The sequence below is a fragment of the Nonomuraea sp. NPDC023979 genome (genome assembly GCF_040639085.1).
GTDB classification, from domain to species: domain Bacteria; phylum Actinomycetota; class Actinomycetes; order Streptosporangiales; family Streptosporangiaceae; genus Nonomuraea; species Nonomuraea ceibae.
The window spans coordinates 1-16,608 of sequence record NZ_JBEZZG010000063.1 but is presented as its reverse complement, the minus strand read 5'-3'; the positions used below and the strand labels follow the sequence as shown (position 1 = coordinate 16,608).

The 16,608-nt window shown below is 74.0% G+C and carries 16 protein-coding genes; 7 read left to right on the top strand and 9 right to left on the bottom strand.

Annotated features, from left to right (window positions below):
* Positions 1-35 precede the first annotated feature (35 nt).
* Together AB0G11_RS48245 and AB0G11_RS48240 are read left to right on the top strand one after the other, a co-directional pair.
* Positions 36-776 (top strand): hypothetical protein, encoded by a 741-nt coding sequence (locus AB0G11_RS48245; protein ID WP_357593958.1) that lies wholly within the window; start codon positions 36-38, stop codon positions 774-776.
* A 156-nt stretch (positions 777-932) separates the two neighbouring features.
* Positions 933-2,936 carry a SpoIIE family protein phosphatase gene (locus AB0G11_RS48240; RefSeq protein WP_219517598.1) on the top strand — a complete coding sequence of 668 codons (2,004 nt, stop codon included), beginning with the start codon at positions 933-935 and terminating at the stop codon, positions 2,934-2,936.
* Here the strand turns inward: AB0G11_RS48240 and AB0G11_RS48235 are convergent.
* Positions 2,933-3,793: a fumarylacetoacetate hydrolase family protein gene (locus AB0G11_RS48235; protein ID WP_219517599.1), complete on the bottom strand. Its 861-nt coding sequence runs from the start codon at positions 3,791-3,793 to the stop codon at positions 2,933-2,935. The two genes, AB0G11_RS48240 and AB0G11_RS48235, sit on opposite strands and share 4 nt — an antisense overlap.
* A gap of 184 nt (positions 3,794-3,977) precedes the next feature.
* On the opposite strand from AB0G11_RS48235, the gene AB0G11_RS48230 reads away from it, so the two are divergent.
* Positions 3,978-5,018, top strand: coding sequence for a hypothetical protein (locus tag AB0G11_RS48230; RefSeq protein WP_357593956.1), 1,041 nt, complete (start codon positions 3,978-3,980; stop codon positions 5,016-5,018).
* Between the two features lie 306 nt (positions 5,019-5,324).
* Here AB0G11_RS48230 and AB0G11_RS48225 read toward each other — a convergent pair whose 3' ends face one another.
* From AB0G11_RS48225 to AB0G11_RS48215, 3 genes are all read right to left on the bottom strand, one after another.
* Entirely contained in the window at positions 5,325-5,957 is a 633-nt protein-coding gene (locus AB0G11_RS48225; RefSeq protein ID WP_357593954.1) for a response regulator transcription factor, read from the bottom strand.
* 84 nt (positions 5,958-6,041) lie between these two features.
* On the bottom strand, positions 6,042-6,290 hold the full coding sequence (locus tag AB0G11_RS48220; protein ID WP_357593952.1) for a heavy-metal-associated domain-containing protein: 249 nt from the start codon (positions 6,288-6,290) through the stop codon (positions 6,042-6,044).
* Positions 6,287-6,670 carry a nuclear transport factor 2 family protein gene (locus tag AB0G11_RS48215; protein WP_308125923.1) on the bottom strand — a complete coding sequence of 128 codons (384 nt, stop codon included), beginning with the start codon at positions 6,668-6,670 and terminating at the stop codon, positions 6,287-6,289. The genes AB0G11_RS48220 and AB0G11_RS48215 overlap by 4 nt, the downstream gene beginning before the upstream one ends.
* Before the next feature lie 79 nt (positions 6,671-6,749).
* Between AB0G11_RS48215 and AB0G11_RS48210 the strand changes: the two genes are divergently transcribed.
* Positions 6,750-7,352, top strand: coding sequence for a TetR/AcrR family transcriptional regulator (locus AB0G11_RS48210; protein WP_357593950.1), 603 nt, complete (start codon positions 6,750-6,752; stop codon positions 7,350-7,352).
* A 215-nt stretch (positions 7,353-7,567) separates the two neighbouring features.
* On the opposite strand, the gene AB0G11_RS48205 is transcribed toward AB0G11_RS48210, so the two are convergent.
* On the bottom strand, positions 7,568-9,880 hold the full coding sequence (locus AB0G11_RS48205; RefSeq protein WP_357593948.1) for an FtsX-like permease family protein: 2,313 nt from the start codon (positions 9,878-9,880) through the stop codon (positions 7,568-7,570).
* Positions 9,881-10,469: 589 nt separating this feature from the next.
* Positions 10,470-11,162: an ABC transporter ATP-binding protein gene (locus tag AB0G11_RS48200; protein ID WP_357593946.1), complete on the bottom strand. Its 693-nt coding sequence runs from the start codon at positions 11,160-11,162 to the stop codon at positions 10,470-10,472.
* A 289-nt stretch (positions 11,163-11,451) separates the two neighbouring features.
* Between AB0G11_RS48200 and AB0G11_RS48195 the strand changes: the two genes are divergently transcribed.
* Together AB0G11_RS48195 and AB0G11_RS48190 are read left to right on the top strand one after the other, a co-directional pair.
* A complete protein-coding gene (locus tag AB0G11_RS48195; RefSeq protein ID WP_357593944.1) occupies positions 11,452-12,336 on the top strand; it encodes a histidine kinase in 885 nt (294 codons plus the stop codon).
* Positions 12,333-13,019 (top strand): response regulator transcription factor, encoded by a 687-nt coding sequence (locus tag AB0G11_RS48190; RefSeq protein WP_219508626.1) that lies wholly within the window; start codon positions 12,333-12,335, stop codon positions 13,017-13,019. Before AB0G11_RS48195 ends, AB0G11_RS48190 begins: the two co-directional genes overlap by 4 nt.
* Positions 13,020-13,056: 37 nt before the next feature.
* Here the strand turns inward: AB0G11_RS48190 and AB0G11_RS48185 are convergent, their stop codons facing one another.
* The 3 genes from AB0G11_RS48185 to cseB all read right to left on the bottom strand — a co-directional run bounded on the left by AB0G11_RS48185 (position 13,057) and on the right by cseB (position 15,902).
* A complete protein-coding gene (locus AB0G11_RS48185; protein WP_357593943.1) occupies positions 13,057-13,890 on the bottom strand; it encodes a serine hydrolase in 834 nt (277 codons plus the stop codon).
* A 96-nt stretch (positions 13,891-13,986) separates the two neighbouring features.
* The gene (locus tag AB0G11_RS48180) at positions 13,987-15,222 is read right to left on the bottom strand and encodes a HAMP domain-containing sensor histidine kinase (protein ID WP_357593941.1); all 1,236 of its coding nucleotides are present in this window, start codon (positions 15,220-15,222) and stop codon (positions 13,987-13,989) included.
* Positions 15,219-15,902, bottom strand: coding sequence for a two-component system response regulator CseB (cseB, locus tag AB0G11_RS48175; RefSeq protein ID WP_357593939.1), 684 nt, complete (start codon positions 15,900-15,902; stop codon positions 15,219-15,221). Before cseB ends, AB0G11_RS48180 begins: the two co-directional genes overlap by 4 nt.
* Before the next feature lie 144 nt (positions 15,903-16,046).
* Between cseB and AB0G11_RS48170 the strand changes: the two genes are divergently transcribed.
* Positions 16,047-16,493, top strand: coding sequence for a CBS domain-containing protein (locus AB0G11_RS48170; RefSeq protein WP_357593937.1), 447 nt, complete (start codon positions 16,047-16,049; stop codon positions 16,491-16,493).
* The last annotated feature ends 115 nt before the right edge of the window (positions 16,494-16,608 follow it).

Below are 16,608 nucleotides of genomic sequence, written 5' to 3'. Positions count from 1 at the left end.
GGCGGGGGGGCGCGACCGCTTTTGGGGTGGGGTTCTTGGCTGGGTTTCTCCTGGCCGTCACTGCGCGCGCCGTGCCGGCGGCGGCGGCCGGCCCGTCTGGGGTGGGCCGCGCCGCCGAACTGCGTTACGCGGGCGCGATGATCTCGCCCGTGCTGGTCGCCGACAGCACGCGCCACGCGCGGCACGGCGACGTGCTGTCCTCCGGCGGCGGGCGGGTCCTGTCGCCGGGCGGGCGGTTCCTGCGTTTTCCGGCCGGCTCCTGCCTCGCGCCGCCGTGCGCGCAGGCGATCATCGTGCCGCGCGTGCCGGACGGGCTTGGCGAGCTCGGCGGGCCGGGCCCGTTCGCGTTCGGGGCCGCCGTCCGGCTGACGGCCGAGCCGCCGCGGGCCGCCGGGATGAACGTGTGGCAGCACGGCCTGGCCGGGCCCGGGCACGCGCAGTGGAAGCTGCAGGTGGACGGGGGAGTGCCCGCCTGCCGGTGGTCGGACGGCGCGGGCGTGGTGCTCCTGCGCCCGGCGACGCTGCGGCTGCCGGTGGGGCGCTGGTACGTGCTGCGGTGCGCGCGGGTGTCACCGGTGCTGTTCGAGCTGCGGGTGCTCGACCGGGGGAGCGGGGCGCCGGTCGTGGCGCCGGTGTACGCGACGGGGAGGCTGGGCGCGATCCGGCCGAGGGGGGCGCCGACGGTCGGCGGCAAGCGGGTGGACCCGGCGCGGGACGACCGGCAGACCGACCAGTTCCACGGCGATCTGGACGACGTGTATTTCACGTATCAGTGATCTACTTTGTAAAGGCGCCGGGATCGTACACATCATCCAGGGTACAAACTTCGCAACCCGCACCGAACGCACCAGCAGAGATCTGCTGAATCATTGCCCTGCGTGACGGCTCTTGCCCGGACCGCCGGGAAGGGGGCGGAACAGGGGAGGTGGCCCGTGGGAACGACATCCGTATGGATCGAGATGCTGGGACGGGACCTGCGGGTCGTCGACACCGGCCGGTTCGCGGAGGGTCGCAGCGGGCTGGCGCTGCCCGAGGGCAGCGGGCTGCGGGACCTGATGGCGGCGCCCGCGGCGAAGGAGGCCGAGCGGCGCCTGCGCGAGGTGCTGGCCACGGGCGAGCCGGTGGTCGACTGGTGGCAGGTCATCCGGCCGCGCGAGCCCGGCGGCGAAGAGCGATGGGTGTCGATGTCAGCCTTCCGGATGGAGGACCACGGGGAGCCGTCGGGCGTGCTGGTGGTGTTCGCGGAGGTGGGCTCCGAGGACCCGGGGCGGCGGCTGGAGCTGCTGTACCGGTCGGCGGCGAGCATCGGCGCGTCGCTGGACGTGGTGGGGACGGCCGAGGACCTGGCGGGCGTGCTCGTGCCGGGCCTGGCGGACCTGGCGGCGGTGGACCTGTCGATGGCGGTGCTGAACGGCGAGGAGCCGTCGCCGCTGCAGCCGGGCGTGGCGCTGCGGTTCCACCGGTGCGCGGTGAGCGGGCCGTGGCCGGAGGGGACGGCCCAGGCCGGGTGGGAGCTGCCGCCGATTCCCGAACTCCGCGAGATGCAGGAGTTCTGGCTCGGGCAGTCGCTGCTGTCGCTGACCGCCGAGGAGGCGATGCGGCTGCTGGGGGACCGGCCGGAGCTGGTGCGGCTGCTGGTGCCGGAGAACGCGCGGGCGATGCTGTGCGCGCCGTTGCGCGCCCGGGGGATGCTGCTGGGCGCGGTGACGCTGTGGCGGGCGGCGGGCTCGGACCCGTTCGACGACGAGGACACGCGGCTGCTGGCGGAGATCGGCTCGCGGGCGGCGCTCGGGCTGGACAACGCGCGGCGCTACGCGCAGGAGCACCGCGCGGCGGTGACGTTGCAGCGGAGCCTGCTGCCGCAGGTGCCGGCGTCGCTGACGGCGGCGGAGACGGCGGGGGCGTACGTGCCGGCGGGCGGGGCTTCGGGGGTGGGGGGCGACTGGTTCGACGTGATCCCGCAGTCGTCGTTGCGGGTGGCGTTCGTGGTGGGCGACGTGGTGGGGCACGGGCTGCGGGCGACGGCGGCGATGGCGAGGCTGCGTACGGCGATCCAGGCGCTGGCGGACCTGGACCTGTCCCCCGACGAGCTGCTGGCCCACATGGACGACCTGGTGGTGCGGCTGGCCGAGGAGTCCGACCTGGAACGCGTGGACGTGATGGAGGCCACGTGCCTGTACGCGGTGTTCGACCCGGTCACGCGGCGGTGCGTGATGGCCAGCGCGGGGCATCCGCCGCCGGTGGTGGTGCCGCCCGGCGGGCCCGCGGCCTTCGTGGAGATGATGCCGGGGCCGCCGCTGGGGGTGGGCGGCATGCCGTTCGAGCCGGTGGAGGTGACGCTGCCGGACGGGGCGGTGCTGGCGCTGTACACGAACGGGCTGGTGGACGCCGACGACCACGACCTGGACGGGGGGATGGACTCGCTGCGGCGGCGGCTGGACGGGCTGTGCCGGCCGGACGGCTCGCTGCGGGAGATCAGTGACCGCTTGATGACGGAGCTGTCGCCGGAGTCGCGCGCCGACGACGTGACGCTGCTGCTGGCGCGCACGCATGGGGTGCCGGAGGGGGACATGGCGTCGTGGGAGTTCCGGGCGGATCCGTCCATCGTCGCGCAGGCGCGGATGGTGGCCAACGAGCAGTTGTCGCTGTGGGGGCTGGACGCGCTCGCGTTCACGACGGAGCTGATCGTGAGCGAGCTGGTGACGAACGCGATCATGCACGCGGGTGAGCCGGTGGGCCTGCGGCTCATCCGCGACCGGCGGGTGCTGGTGTGCGAGGTGTCGGACCCGAGCAGCACCCAGCCGCGGTTGCGGCGGGCGCGCGAGGTCGACGAGGGCGGGCGGGGGCTGTTCCTGGTGGCGCAGCTGGCGGCGCGATGGGGGAGCCGCTACACGCCCGAGGGCAAGACGATCTGGACGGAACAGCCGATCGGTTAGGGCAGGGGCGGCCTGCCGCGCACGACGCCGGTGGTGAGGGCGCCGACCTCGCCGATCTCGATGTGGACCGTGTCGCCGGTGGCCAGCGTGAACGGCAGGTCGGGGACGAGGCAGGTCCCGGTGGCCAGCACGACGCCGTCAGGGTGCACGTCGGCGGCGAACAGGTGCGCGACCAGGTCGTCGAGACGGCGGTGCAGCTCCGCCGTGGAAGCCTCGCCTGACCAGGCGAGGGCGCCGTCCCGGTGGATGCGCATGCTGATCGGCAGCGCGTACGGGTCCGGGACCTCCCAGGCGGGGCGGATCGCGGGGCCGAGGGCGCAGGCGCCCAGGTAGACCTTGGCCTGGGGCAGGTAGAGGGGGTTGGCGCCCTCGATCGTGCGGGAGCTGACGTCGTCGCAGACGGTGTAGCCGGCGATCTCGCCGTGGGCGTTGACGACGAGAGCCAGCTCGGGTTCGGGGACGTCGATGACGGAGTCCTGGCGGACGGCGATCGTGCCGCCGGGGCCGACGACGCGCCAGGCGGTGGACTTGAAGAACAGCTCGGGGCGTTCGGCGTCGTAGACGCGCTCGTAGACGTCGGCGTCGGCCTCGCTCTCGGTGACGCGGGCCTGGCGGGAACGGCGGTAGGTGACCCCGGCGGCCCAGACCTCCATGCGGCCGTCGACGGGGGCGAGGGGGGTGCCGGGGGCGGGCTCCGGGGGCGTGCTGTCGGCGGCGGTGGTGACGAGGTCGCGCAGGTCGTCGAGGGGGAGGCGGAGAAGTTCCGGGAGGGGAAGCGGGAGAGGGTGCACGGTGTCGCCGGCCTGAACTCCGGCTCGGATCTCGCCATTCCGGGCATAGCGCACGATGTGCCTCATGGAGTCGATCGTAGGCGGACCGCCGCCGCCGGGCGGCGCCCGGGGCCCGGGCCGGCCGATCAACAGCATGCCGGGCCGAGCCCACCCGTCGATGCCCGGCCAGGCCGGGAAACTGATCAGATGATGGGGGTGGGGCGGCAGCCACCGTCCCACCGTCCCCTACCGGAAACCGAACAGAGCGAGCATGAGCCAACATTTTGGCGCCTACGCCGACGCCCACGCCTACTTCCCCGGCCAGGCATGCCTCACCTGGATCAGAACCGACGACCTGGGCAGCGTCATCCGCGCGCTCGGCGGCGACCCGGCCGAGACTTCGCAGCAGACCTGGGAGGAGGTGATCGACGAGGACTCGGGCCGGGACGTGCTCGCTGCACGCTACGGCGGCTGGACGCTCCTGATGGAGCCATTCACCTGCCATGGCACGAGCGAGCCGGTCCTGGGCGCGGGCTCGGAAATCTACAGCGTGCAGTGGACCGTCAACCACGACGTCGTGGTCTCCTACGCGCGCGAGGGCGAGATCGTCAGCACCTTCGACCCGCTGGACCTCGACGGCACAGACCATGCCTGGACCCGGGCGAGCGCGGACGAATGGCGGCGCGACTGGCTGGCCGCCGCTCTCGCCCAGGGCGAGGAACTGTCCGGCCTGCGCCTGGATCCCGCCTGGCTGGCCCGCCCGCATCTGGCCTTCGCGCCCTCACCCATACGGCTGCCGCTGCGGCTCAAGCTGGACGCGGGGATGCGGGCTGCCGTGGCCGGGGACGCGCAGCTGGCGGCCATCGTCGCTGACCCAGGAGAGCACATCCTGCCGGAGGTCATCGCCTACGCGGCCAAGCTTGCGGTGGCCACCACAGGCCTGGCCGGCCCTCTTGTCGACGAGGCTCTGAGTCTGATCGGCGAGCAGGAGTGGAACTCCGCCCGCGCCCAGGCTGCCGGCCGGGACCTGCACAGGCTCAGTCAGGACCTCGAGGAGCAGGCGCGGGCGGCCTTCGACGGCTTGTACGGAATGGATCCCGGTCACGACACCCCGCACGGGCGGTTGCTCCTGCAGGGCAAGGCCGCCCAAACCCTGATGTGCTCCCTGGGAACGAGCCGTCCGCTACCCACAGTGGCCAAAGAGACGGCTTGGGTAGCGGGGCTTACTCATCTCAGCGAGGACGATCACAAGCGCCAGCGCGTCCTGTACGCGGTGGCGTACTACGTGGACATGGACGACAACTGGCTATAGGGGTGCCGGAAGAAGCGTGTCAGCAGGCCCGGTGCCCGCCATCGAAGCTGGCGGCGGCACATGCTGCCGGCCGGCAACTGGCCGACGTGGCCCGGCTCCACCCCGGTCGCGGCGCGATCAAGGACACCAGGCGGCCGACGGCCGGGATGGGATGGCCCTACAGCGGGCCGATCCCCCGTGTGGCGCATCCGCGACCGGGTCGTCCGGCAGTCGTCGGCGCCGACCCGAACGGCAACTGCGCCTGGCGCGAGCCGAGCGCGTTCCCGTTGCGGTGGAGCTCGGCGGAACACCCGCGGCGGGGTCGGCCTACAGGTCGGTGACGCGGCCGTTCGCCCAGGCCCAGGCGGCGATCGCCACCCGGTTCCGCGCGCCTACCTTGCGCTGGATGGCCGCGATGTGGTTCTTGACGGTGCCCGGCGACAGGAACAGCTCGGCGGCGATCTCCCCGTTCGTCCTGCCCTGGGCGACCAGGGCGACGATCTCGTCCTCCCGCTCGGTGAGGACGACGGCCGTCGCCTCCCGGGGCAGCGCGCGCTCGCGCAGCAGCCGTACGGTGAGCTGCGGGCTGATCAGCATGTCGCCGTTCACCGCGGCCCGCACCGCCTCCACGAGCATCGCGGGCCCGGAGCGTTTGAGCACGAAGCCGGAGGCCCCGTGCCGCAGCGCCGCGTGCACGTACTCGTCCAGCCCGAACGTCGTCACGATCACCACGTGCACGCCGGTGCCCGACAGGGCGCGGGCCACCTCGATGCCGTCGGCGCCCGGCATGCGGATGTCGGCGAGCACCACGTCCGGCCCGATCGCCCGGGCGGTCTCGATGGCGGCCAGCCCGTCGGCGGCCTCGGCCACCACGGTGATGTCGGGCTGGGCGTCGAGGATCAGCCGGAACGCTTCACGGATGCCGCTCTGGTCGTCGGCGATGAGGACACGGGTGACCATTCACGCCATTGTGTCAGGCGCGCTGTGTCAGGGCCGCCGGGTCAGGGCCGCCGGGTGCCGGTCGGTGCCGTACGCCCCGGCCGGTCACTTCGGGTGCGCCTTTCCGGGCGTCTGCTGCTGGGCCTCGGTGTTCAGGAGTTCGTAGCCGGCCTCCTCGACGGCGGCGCGCACCTCCTCGACGTCCAGGGGGCGGTCGCTGGTCACGGTCATCGTGTCGTGCTCCACGTCCACGGCGACGGCGGTGACCCCGGCGACGCGCTCCACCTCCTCGGTGACGGCGTCCGCGCAGTGCCCGCACGCCATCCCGGCCACGGTGTACGTGCCGGCGATCATGCGGACTCCTTGACGGTGCGGGTGAAGGAGTTGCCCTCGCGCAGGCGGCCGTCGGGCGCGAACCGGCCGAAGAAGTGCACCTCGATGGCCAGGTCCTTGCCGCGGTTGTGCACGTACAGGGTGTAGCGGGCGGCGAGCCGGTCGCCGTCGGCCAGCGCGTCGTGCACCTCGATGCGGCTGGTGGGCCGGTTCTTGCGGACCGGGCGGGTGTGCGCGATGAGCTTGCCGCGGTCCATGCGGTTGCCGTCGGCGTACTGGACGACGTCCGGCGTGTGATAGCGGTCGACGATCACGGCCGCGTCCTCGTCGGTGGAGACGAGGTCGTCGTGGAAGGAGGAGTAGAAGTCGGTGATGAACTGCGCGGGATCGGTGGTGATCACGGTCTTCCTTCGCCAACGGTACGATCTCTTACGCGTTGTAAGATATGCGTGGCCCGACAATTTTGACAAGGTGTAAGAGATGACTCCGAACCGCCGTGCGGACGCCCAGCGCAGCAGGGCCGCCGTCCTGGACGCCGCTGTGCGCCTGCTCGGCACCCGGCCCGACGCCAGCGTCGAAGCCATCGCCACGGCCGCCGGCGTCACCCGCCAGACCGTCTACGCGCACTTCCCCAACCGGGACCGGCTGCTCGCGGCCGTCGTCGACCGGCTCACCGAAGAGACCGCCGCCGCCATGGACGCCACCGGCCCCGACACCGGCCCGGCCGCCGCCGCGCTGCTGCGCCTGCTCGACGCCGGCGCCGAGACCGCCGGGCGCTACCCCGCCCTGCTGGAGAAGATCAGCTCCGTGGCCGTGCCCCCGCAGGACGACCACGAACGCCACACCCTCATCAGCGACCGCCTCCTGCGGGTCATCCGGCGCGGCCAGGACCGCGGCGAGTTCGACGACCGGCTCCCGGCCGCCTGGCTGGCCACCGTCACCATCAAGCTCGCCCACGCCGCCGCCGAGGAGACCGCCGCAGGCCGCCTGCCCCGAGCCGAAGCCACCCGCGCGTTCCACACCACCCTCCTGCGCGCCCTCGCCGCCCCACCCCCACTCCCCGAACCCGGCAGGACCGCATAGGGCGACCACCCGGCCGGCTCGACGACGTAGTCCCGCGCCTGGGAAGCCGCACGTCGTACGCGCCCGTACACGTGAATCAAGCTCACCGGCGAGAGCGGCCGCTGCGGTACGGGCTTCTGCGGCTCGCCCCGCACCGAACGCGCCGATGCCGGCGTTGCGCAGGGGGCCGCTCGGCGTGTAGGCGTGAGTGGGCCGTCTTTTCCTGATCACTGCGGTCACTCGTTGTGCAGGACGGTGGCGATAGTCTGGCGGGCTGCCGAGCGGGCGGGGAGCAGGGCGCCGAGGACGGCGATCACCACGCCCGACAGCGCCGCCCCCGCGAGCTGCGGCACGTCCCAGACGTTCTTCATGGCCTCGGGGAACACGACGGTGCCCACGTTGTCGACGATCAGGCGGTGCGCGGCGATCCCGCCGGGGATGCCGAGCAGGCCGCCCGCCACGCCCAGCGCCGCCATCGACGTCACCATCATGATCGTGACCTGGCGGGGCGTCATCCCGATGGACTTGAGCATGCCCAGGTCGCGGCGGCGTTCGCGGGCGTTGAGCAGGACGGTGTTGAACACGCCGAGCGACGCCACGACGATCAGCAGCGTGGTGAAGACGGAGGCGACCGCGACGACGGTCGCGGTGGCGCGGGTGTCGGGGCGGGCGACGGACGGGTGGAGGCCGGGGTCGGCCGCCCTGACCGCGGCGGCGTAGGCGTCGGCGTCGGCCCCTGGGGTGAGCAGCACCTCGTAGTGGTCGGCGCCGGTGCCCGGGGCGAGCGCGGTCAGCGTCTCCCAGGTGGACCAGAGGAAGCGCGGGTCGCCGCTCATGATCTGGCCGACGACGGCGGCGGGGACCCGTCTGCCGTCGAACTCCAGCGTGATCCGGTCGCCGACGGCCAGGCCGCGCTGCGCCAGGAACGCCGGCGGGGCGGCGACCTCGCCGGGTGCGGCCGGCCAGCGTCCCTCGACGATCTGGGCGGCCATCGCCGGTGGGTCGCCGCGCTGGAAGTTCACGGCGCTGCGCTGCGCGTGCCCGGTCAGGTGCACGTCGACGAACACCTTCGCCGTCACGCGCGACGCGCCCGGCAGCGACCGCAGCAGCGCCTCGATCCGCTCGTCGTCGAGCTCGGGCGCCACCTGCTGGAACGCCGGCTGGCCCGCCCGCACGCCGACCCGCGGGACCGCGCCGGCGTCCGCCTCGGCGAAGGCCACCATCGTGCTGGTCAGGCCGGTGGTGAGGGTGACGGTGACGACCCCGAGGACGATCGCCGCCATCGTCATCGCGGTCCGGCCCGGGCGGGCGAACGGCTGACCCAGGCCCAGGCTGACGGCGCGGGGCAGCCGGGTGCCGCCGAGCAGCCGCTGGACGCGCAGCCCGCGGCCCCGTAGCGGCGCGCTGCCCGCGCTGCCCGCGCTGATCGCCCGCGCGGCCGGCAGCCGGTGCGCGCGCAGCGCCGGCACCAGCGCGGCCAGAACGACGACGAGCGGCATGCCGGCGAGGCAGACGGCGGACACCCACGGGCTGATCCCGATGCCGGCGCTGCCGCGCTCGACCCCCTGGAAGGCGGTGTCCAGCACGGGCCCGGCCAGTGCGTTGCCCAGCAGCGTGCCCGCGACGCACCCGGCGGCGCCCGGCAGCGACACCATCGCCAGGTAGACGGCGACCACCTGGTTGGGGGTGAACCCGATGGCCTTCAGCACGCCGATGTGGCGCGAGCCCGACAGCACGGCGCCGCTGACCACGTTGGCCACCATGAGGACGGCGACCAGCAGGCCGAGCACGCCGAACAGCGTCATCAGCGGCAGATAGGCGCTGGCGGCGCTGGAGAAGGCGCGGCGCAGCGAGAGATGGGACTGCGCGACCGTCAGCGCGCCCCCGGGCAGCCCGGCGGTGGCCGCGTCTAGCCCGGCGCGTACGGCCTGCTCGGTGGAGGCGTCGCCGGTGAAGCGGTAGAGCATCTGCACGCCGGTCGGGCGCAGCGCGGCGGCCTGGGCGGGCGTGACCCAGGCGTCGGCCGACTGGCTCATGCCGGAGGCGACCCCGACGACCGTCAACGGCGGCAGTCCCGGCGCGCGGAGCCGCGCCCCCAGCATGCCGGGGCGGAGCAGGCCGTCGGCGTCGCGCAGGTTGAGCACGATCTCGCCGGGCGCGGTGGCCCAGCGCCCGTGCAGCGGATGGACGCGATCCACCGGGCCGCCCGGATCGGCCCGGCCCACCAGCTTGAGCGGGCCCTCCGCCTCGGGGATGTCGGTGGTCCTGGGGAAGTCGGCGACGACCTGGTCGAACGGGCCCGCCGCAGCCTCGACGCCGGGCCGCCCGGCGGTCGCCGCCAGCGCCTCCTTCGACACCTTGGCAGCGTCGAAGGAGGCGACCACGTGAGCGCCGCGCTGCCCGGCGAACGCCCGGTCGAACGGGGAGGTGGCGGCGTCGAGCAGGCCCAGGGTGATCATGATCGTCGTGGTGCCGCACAGGACGACCAGGCCGGTGATGACCGTCTGCAACCTCCGCCGCCGCACCGCCGCCCGCGCCACCCGCCACACCGCCCCCGCCCCCGCCCCAGCTCGGGCTCGGGCTCCTGCCCCGGCCGCAGCTCGGGCTCCGGCCCCCGCTCGGGCCCCGGCCCCGGCCCCAGCTTGCGCCTCGGCCACAGCCCCAGCTTGCGCCCCGGCTCCAGCCTGAGCCCCAACTCCAGCTCCAGCCCCGACTCTGGTCGCAGCCCCAGCTCGCGCTCCGGCCCCTGCCCCGGCTCCGGCTTCCGCCCGCCGCCCGCCTCGGTGCCCGGACCGGTGCCCGGACCGGTGCTCGGACGGGCGCGTGGGCGGGCGCTCGGTGGAATGCCCGGACTGGTGCCCGGTGGGGTACTCGGAGGGGGATTCTGCGAGGTGCTGTGAGCGGGGTTCGGTGGGATGCCCGGCGGGGTGATCAGACGGCGGGGCTGAGGGTTGCCCGGCGGGGTGCTCGGATGGCGGGGCTGAGGGGTCCTCGGCGGGGTGCCCGGTGGGGTGTTCGGACAGCGGCTCGGCTGGGGGTTCGGGAGTGCCTGGGTTGGGGGTCACTGCGCACGCCCCAGCGGGCTTCCTTCGGTGCTGCGCATCCCGGGCCTGCAGGCATGTTGCACGCTCGATGTGCTCATTCGGTGTGCTCCAGGGTGTTCTCGCGGGCCACCCGGCCGTCGGCGAGCTCGATGAGGCGGGTGGCGCAGCGGGTGGCCAGGTGGGGGTCGTGGGTGACGAGCAGCAGGGTCTGGCCGATCTGGTTGAGGTCGATGAGCAGGTCCATCACCTGTTCGCCGAAGCGGCTGTCGAGTGCGCCGGTCGGCTCGTCGGCCAGGAGCAGCGCCGGGCGGTTCATCAGGGCGCGTGCCACCGCGACGCGCTGCCGTTCGCCGCCGCTGAGCACCGCGGGGTAGGCGTCCTTGCGGCCCGCGATGCCGAGCTCGTCCAGCAGCTCCAGCGCACGCCGTCGCGCCTGGCGGGCCGGGATTCCGGTGAGCTGGGCCGGCAGTGCCACGTTGTCCAGTGCCGGCAGGTCGTCGACCAGGTTGAAGAACTGGAAGATCATCCCGATGTGCCGTCGCCGGAACAGCGCCAGCCCCGTCTCGTCCAATCGGCTCAGATCCTGGCCCGCGACCACGACCGAGCCGCCGGTCGGGCGGTCCAGGCCCGCGATCATGTTGAGCAGGGTCGACTTGCCGCACCCCGACGGGCCCATCACCGCGACGGCCTCGCCCGCGCCGATGCGCAGGGACACGCCGTCCAGCGCCGAGGTCTCGCCGTAGTCCTTGCGCACGCCGTCCAGCCGCACGATGTCTTCTTGGCTCACGCGCAGCACGCTAGGCCAGCACCCGATAGGCCCACATCGGTCCGGGGACCGATCTCGCCCGGCCATGTCGTACCGGGGGCGTACGGGATGGGCCTGGGAAGGCGGGTGCTCGAGGGCGTACGGGATGGGCCTGGGGCGGGTGCTCGGCGTGTTCGGGGCATGTGGGGCTGATGCGCGTCGTGTCCGGAGTGTGCGGATGGCCGGACGGCGGTGGGGGTCGTACCGGGGGCGTACGGGATCGGTCCGGAGACTGATGCGGGCCTCGGGGGCGGTCTGGGAGAGTGGTGGCGTGTGGTCGTACGTCGCGCTGGGGGTGGCCTGCGCCGTCGCCTCGGGGCTGGCCGTGGCGCTGGTGAGGGCGCGGCGCCTGCACCGTAAGGCGCTGGAGGAGCGCGGCTGGCTGCTGGAGCGCGAGCGTGAGAGCGCCGCCCGCACCGCCGTCGACGCCGAGCGCGCCCGCATCGCCCGCGAGCTGCACGACATCGTCAGCCACAACGTCAGCCTCATGGTGGTGCAGGCGGCCGCCGCCCGCGAGGTGCTGCCCACGATGCCGGGTGAGGCGGAGGCCGCGTTGAAGGCCGTCGAGGGAGCAGGGCGCGACGCGATGACCGACCTGCGCCACCTGCTGGGGGTGCTCGCGCCGTCGCAGAGCGGCGACGACGAGCCGTACGGGGGCGGCGAGCCGTACGGGGGCGACCTGGCGCCGCAGCCGAGCCTGAGCCGGTTGGGGCCGCTGATCGACCGGATCGCCTTCGCCGGGCTGCCCGTCGACGTGCGGATCTCGGGGGAGCCGCGCCCGCTGCCGGCCGGGATCGACGTCACCGCGTACCGGATCGTGCAGGAGGCGCTCACCAACGCGCTCAAGCACGGCAGCGGTGTGACGGCGCAGGTCACGGTGCGGTACGCCGACCGTTCGCTGCGGGTGGAGGTCCTCAACACCGGGCCCAGCGTGCTGACCTCCGCCGATCGACCGTCCGGGACCGGCCATCAGGAAGGGGCTGGTCATCAGGAAGGGGCCGGCCGGTACCGAGAAGCTGGTCGCCAGGAGGGGGCTGGGCGCGGTTTGCTCGGGTTGCGGGAGCGGGTCGCCGTCTACGGTGGCGATCTCGACGCCAGGAAACGGCTGGGCGGCGGCTATCGCGTCCGGGCTCGCATCCCGCTGGACGGCACATGACGGCGTACGAAGAGCCGCGGGTGCTCATCGCCGACGACCAGGCTCTGGTGCGCAGCGGGTTCCGGCTGATCCTCACCACCCGGGGCATCCCCGTGGCCGGGGAGGCAGCCGACGGGGCCGAAGCGGTCGCCGCCGCGCGGGAGCTGCGTCCCGACGTCGTCCTGATGGACATCCGCATGCCCACCATGGACGGGCTCGAGGCCGCCGGTCACATCCTGCGGGAGCTCCCCGGCTGCCGGGTGATCATGCTGACCACGTTCGACCTCGACCGGTACGTCTACGCCGCCCTCCAGCTCGGCGCCAGCGGCTTCCTGCTCAAGGACGTGACCGCCGAGCACCTGGCCGCCGCGGTGCGCCTGGTCGGCACCGGCGACGCCCTTCTGGCGCCGTCGATCACCCGGCGGCTGGTGGAGCGGTTCGCCGCCGGTGACCGTCAGCCGGCCCGCGCGCCCGCCCCGCACCGTGACCTCGCCGCCCTGACACCCCGGGAGCTCGAGGTGCTGACGCTCGTCGGGCAGGGCCTGTCCAACGCGGAGCTGGCCGGTGTGCTCACGTTGAGCGAGTCGACCGTCAAGACCCATGTCGGCCGCATCTTCACCAAGCTCGGCCTGCGTGACCGTGCCCAGGCCGTCGTTCTCGCGTACGAGACGGGGCTCGTCTCCCCGGGTGACTCCTCCTACTGAGGAGGGGGGCCAACCCGCTTGATCGAGCTGCGGGAGCTCAGCGTGACCGGGTGAGGTGCTGCTCGACCGCCGCCGTCATCCGGCTGCCCGCCTCCAGGGCCGCGGCCTTGGCCGCGACCGGGTTGGTGCCGGCCGCCTGGCCGAGGATGACGCCGAGCACCAGGCGGCCCCGTACCCGGGAGGCCCACATGAGGTTGCCTCCGGCGGCGGTGCCGGAGCCGGTCTTGACGCCGATGACGCCGTGCCTGCCGAGCAGCGTGTTGGTGCTGGGCAGCGTGCGGGCGTCACCGGGGACGGCCGTGCCCGGTGACGCCACGATCGCGCGGAACGCCGGGTCGCGCATCGCCGCCCGGGCGAGCTTGAGCTGGTCGGTGGCGGTGCTGACGGTGGTGTCCTCGTTGCCGCTGGCGCCCGTGTAGGTGGTGTCGGCCATGCCCAGGCGGCGGGCGGCGGCGTTCATCCGCTGGACGAACCGCGCCTCGGAGCCGGCGTCGTGACGGGCCAGGAGGCGGGCCGCGTTGTTGCCCGAGGGCACCAGCATCAGCTCCAGCAGCCGCCGCAGCCGGATCGTCTGACCTTCGCGGACCGGGACGGTCGACTCCTGCGGCGCGTACGCCTCCTCGGCGGCGGTGCGGTCCACCGTGATCGGCGGGCCGTCGTCGCCGGGCCGGAGCGGGTGACGGCGCAGGATCACGTAGGCGGTCATGACCTTGGTGAGGCTGGCGATGGGCACCGGTTCCCGGTCGCCGGTGGCGCCCAGGCTGCCCAGGCCGTCGACCTCGACCGCCGCCTGCCCTTCGGCGGGCCACGGCAGCGCCGCGGCCCCGGACGGAACGGCCGAGCACGCGCTCACCAGCAACAAGACAAGCATGAACGTACGTCGCATGCCGGAAACAGTGCGCCATCGCCGTATCCGTCAGGCCGTGACCGTGTCTCCGCCGCCGCTCGGCCGTGTATCGGCCGTGTATCAGCCTGCCGGCCCGCGGGGGAGGCGCAGCACGGCCACGGCGCCGTCCGGCGTGTTGGCCAGGGACAGCTCGGCGCCGATGACCCGGGCCTGGCCCAGCGCGATCGTCAGCCCGAGGCCGTGGCCGTGGCCGCGTTCGGCGGCGCCGGTGCGGAAGCGTTCCGGCCCGCCGTCCAGGAGCTCCGCGGGGAAGCCCGGCCCCCGGTCGCGGACCTCGATCACATGGCCGCCGGTCGTGACGCCGATCGTGATCTCGACCGGCGGGGCGCCGTGGCGGTGGGCGTTGAGCACGAGGTTGGCGAGGATCCGATCCAGGCGGCGCGGGTCCGTCTCGGCCACCGGGTTCCCGCCGGCGATCACCCGCGCCTCGACGCCCAGCCGGGCCGCCGACTCCTCGGCCAGCTCGGCCAGCGGCACCCGAGCCCGCTCGGCGACCTCGGCGCCCGCGTCCAGCCGGGAGACCTCCAGCAGGTCCTCCACCAGCTTGCGCAGCACCCGCACCCGGTCGCGTACCAGGTCGGCCGCCTCGCCCTCCTCCAGCAGCTCGACGACGGCGACCAGCCCCATCAGCGGGGTGCGCAGGTCGTGGGCGACGTCGGCGGTGAACCGCTGCTCGGCCAGCAGCCGGTGCTGGAGCGCGGCCGCCATGGAGTCGACGGCGGCGGCGATGTCGGTGATCTCGTCCCGGCCGCGCCAGCGCGCCCGGTGCGGCGGTGCGGGGCGGGTGCGGGCGTCGAGGTCGCCGGCGGCGATCCTGCGGGCGGTACGGGCGACGCGGCGCAGCCGCCGGTTGGCCAGCTCGGCCAGGCCCGCCGAGACCGGCACCACCACGGCGAGCGCGGTCAGCGCGGCCTTGGCCATGTCGCGGTCGAGCGCGTGCAGCCGGAGCAGCTGCGAGCCCATCGAGATTTGCACGCTGACCGCGTGCCGGCCGTCGCCGTACGGCTGGGCGGCCCACATCCACGGCTCGTCGCGGTGGTCAAGGCCGTACCCGACGGCCGGGCGGCCGGGCCGCAGCCGGGCCGCCAGGTCGCCGGGCAGTTCGGCGAGGGCGACCACGCCGGGCCGGCCGGAGGCGAGGGACTTCTCCAGGGCCTCCAGGGCCTGGGTCTCGCCGGTGTCGAGGGCGCGCTGCCAGGTGGCCTGGTGCACGAGGAGCCCGACCATGGCGGCGGCGACGGCGGCGGCGAGCGTGACGAGGGCGGCGATCTTCCACCGCAGCGAGGCCGGGTTCACGTGGTGGTCAGCTTGTAGCCGAACCCGCGCACGGTCTCGATGCGGCCGGCGCCGATCTTCTTGCGCAGCCGCTGCACGCAGAGGTCGACGACGCGGCTGTCGCCGTCCCACCCGTAGTCCCAGACCGTGCGCAGCAGCGTGGCGCGTTCGAGCACGATGCCGGGGTGGGCGGCGAACTCCAGCAGCAGCCGCAGCTCGGTCGGCGTCAGCTCGACGCGCCGCCCGGCCCGCCGCACCTCCAGCGCCCCGGTGTCGACGCTCAGCTCGCCGAACGTGAGCACCGCGCCCGCCTGTCCGGACGCGGGGGAGGGCGGGGCGACGGCGGCGCGGCGCAGCAGGGAGCGGATCCTGGCCACCAGCACCGGCAGGTCGACCGGTTTGACCACGTAGTCGTCGGCGCCGCCCTCCAGCCCGGCGACGACGTCCAGGCCGTCGCCGCGGGCCGACAGCAGCAGGACGGGCACCTGGCTGCTCTCCCGGACCCTGCGGCACAGGCTGATCCCGTCCAGGCCGGGCAGCATCACGTCCAGCAGCAGCAGGTCGTGGCCGCCCGCCAGCGCCGCCTCCAGCCCGCCGAGGCCGTCGGCGGCGGTGGACACCCGGTAGCCGTAGCGCTCCAGGGCCCGGCCGACCGAGGTGCGGATCACCGCGTCATCTTCGACGAGCAGCAGGGATGTCATGAGATGAACAATATTGAGCGAAATGCGGTGATACGTGCCTGGTGTGATCTGCTGCTCACCCCGGGACGGATGATACCGTCATGGTCAGGTGAGCCGGGAAGTCTGGTCGGCACGTCCCATCCCCGTCGAACGAAGGATGTGCGCGTGCGCGCCCGAGACCTCCTAGCCGACTTCCCCGTCGTCGGCCCCGACACCCCCGTGCTCGAAGCCGCGAGACTGCTGGCCGAGCAGGACCTGCCCGGACTCATCGTCACCGGCGCCGACCGCGCGCCGCTCACGATCCTGCCCGGCGCCGAGGTGCTGCGCCTGGCCGTGCCGGGCTACTGCCAGGACGACCCGGCGCTGGCCCGCGTGGTGGACGAGGAGCACGCCGACGCGTTCCTGGACCGGCTCGACGGCCGCACGGTGCGCGAGGCGCTGCCGTCCGGCCGGTGGCGCGAGCTGCCGATCACCGACGAGGACGCCACCGTGCTGGAGCTGGCCGCGCTGATGGCGCGCACCCGCAGCCCGCTGGTCGCCGTCGTCCGCGACGGCCGCCTGCTGGGCGCGGTCACGCTCCAGGCGCTGCTCGACCGGGCGCTCGGCGCATGACGGCGCTCGCCTGGGTGAGCGTGGCGGTGTTCCTTGTCGCGTACGCGTTGATCGCGTCGGAGAAGGTGCATCGGGTGGCGGCGGCGCTGGGTGGGGCGGGGATCATGTTGTTGAT

Coding starts and splice junctions, on each gene's coding strand:
- AB0G11_RS48235 (WP_219517599.1), bottom strand. CDS start 3,793: ATGAGGCACATCGTGCGCTATGCCCGGAATGGCGAGATCCGAGCCGGA.
- AB0G11_RS48230 (WP_357593956.1), top strand. CDS start 3,978: ATGAGCCAACATTTTGGCGCCTACGCCGACGCCCACGCCTACTTCCCC.
- AB0G11_RS48225 (WP_357593954.1), bottom strand. CDS start 5,957: ATGGTCACCCGTGTCCTCATCGCCGACGACCAGAGCGGCATCCGTGAA.
- AB0G11_RS48220 (WP_357593952.1), bottom strand. CDS start 6,290: ATGATCGCCGGCACGTACACCGTGGCCGGGATGGCGTGCGGGCACTGC.
- AB0G11_RS48210 (WP_357593950.1), top strand. CDS start 6,750: ATGACTCCGAACCGCCGTGCGGACGCCCAGCGCAGCAGGGCCGCCGTC.
- AB0G11_RS48190 (WP_219508626.1), top strand. CDS start 12,333: ATGACGGCGTACGAAGAGCCGCGGGTGCTCATCGCCGACGACCAGGCT.
- AB0G11_RS48185 (WP_357593943.1), bottom strand. CDS start 13,890: ATGCTTGTCTTGTTGCTGGTGAGCGCGTGCTCGGCCGTTCCGTCCGGG.
- cseB (WP_357593939.1), bottom strand. CDS start 15,902: ATGACATCCCTGCTGCTCGTCGAAGATGACGCGGTGATCCGCACCTCG.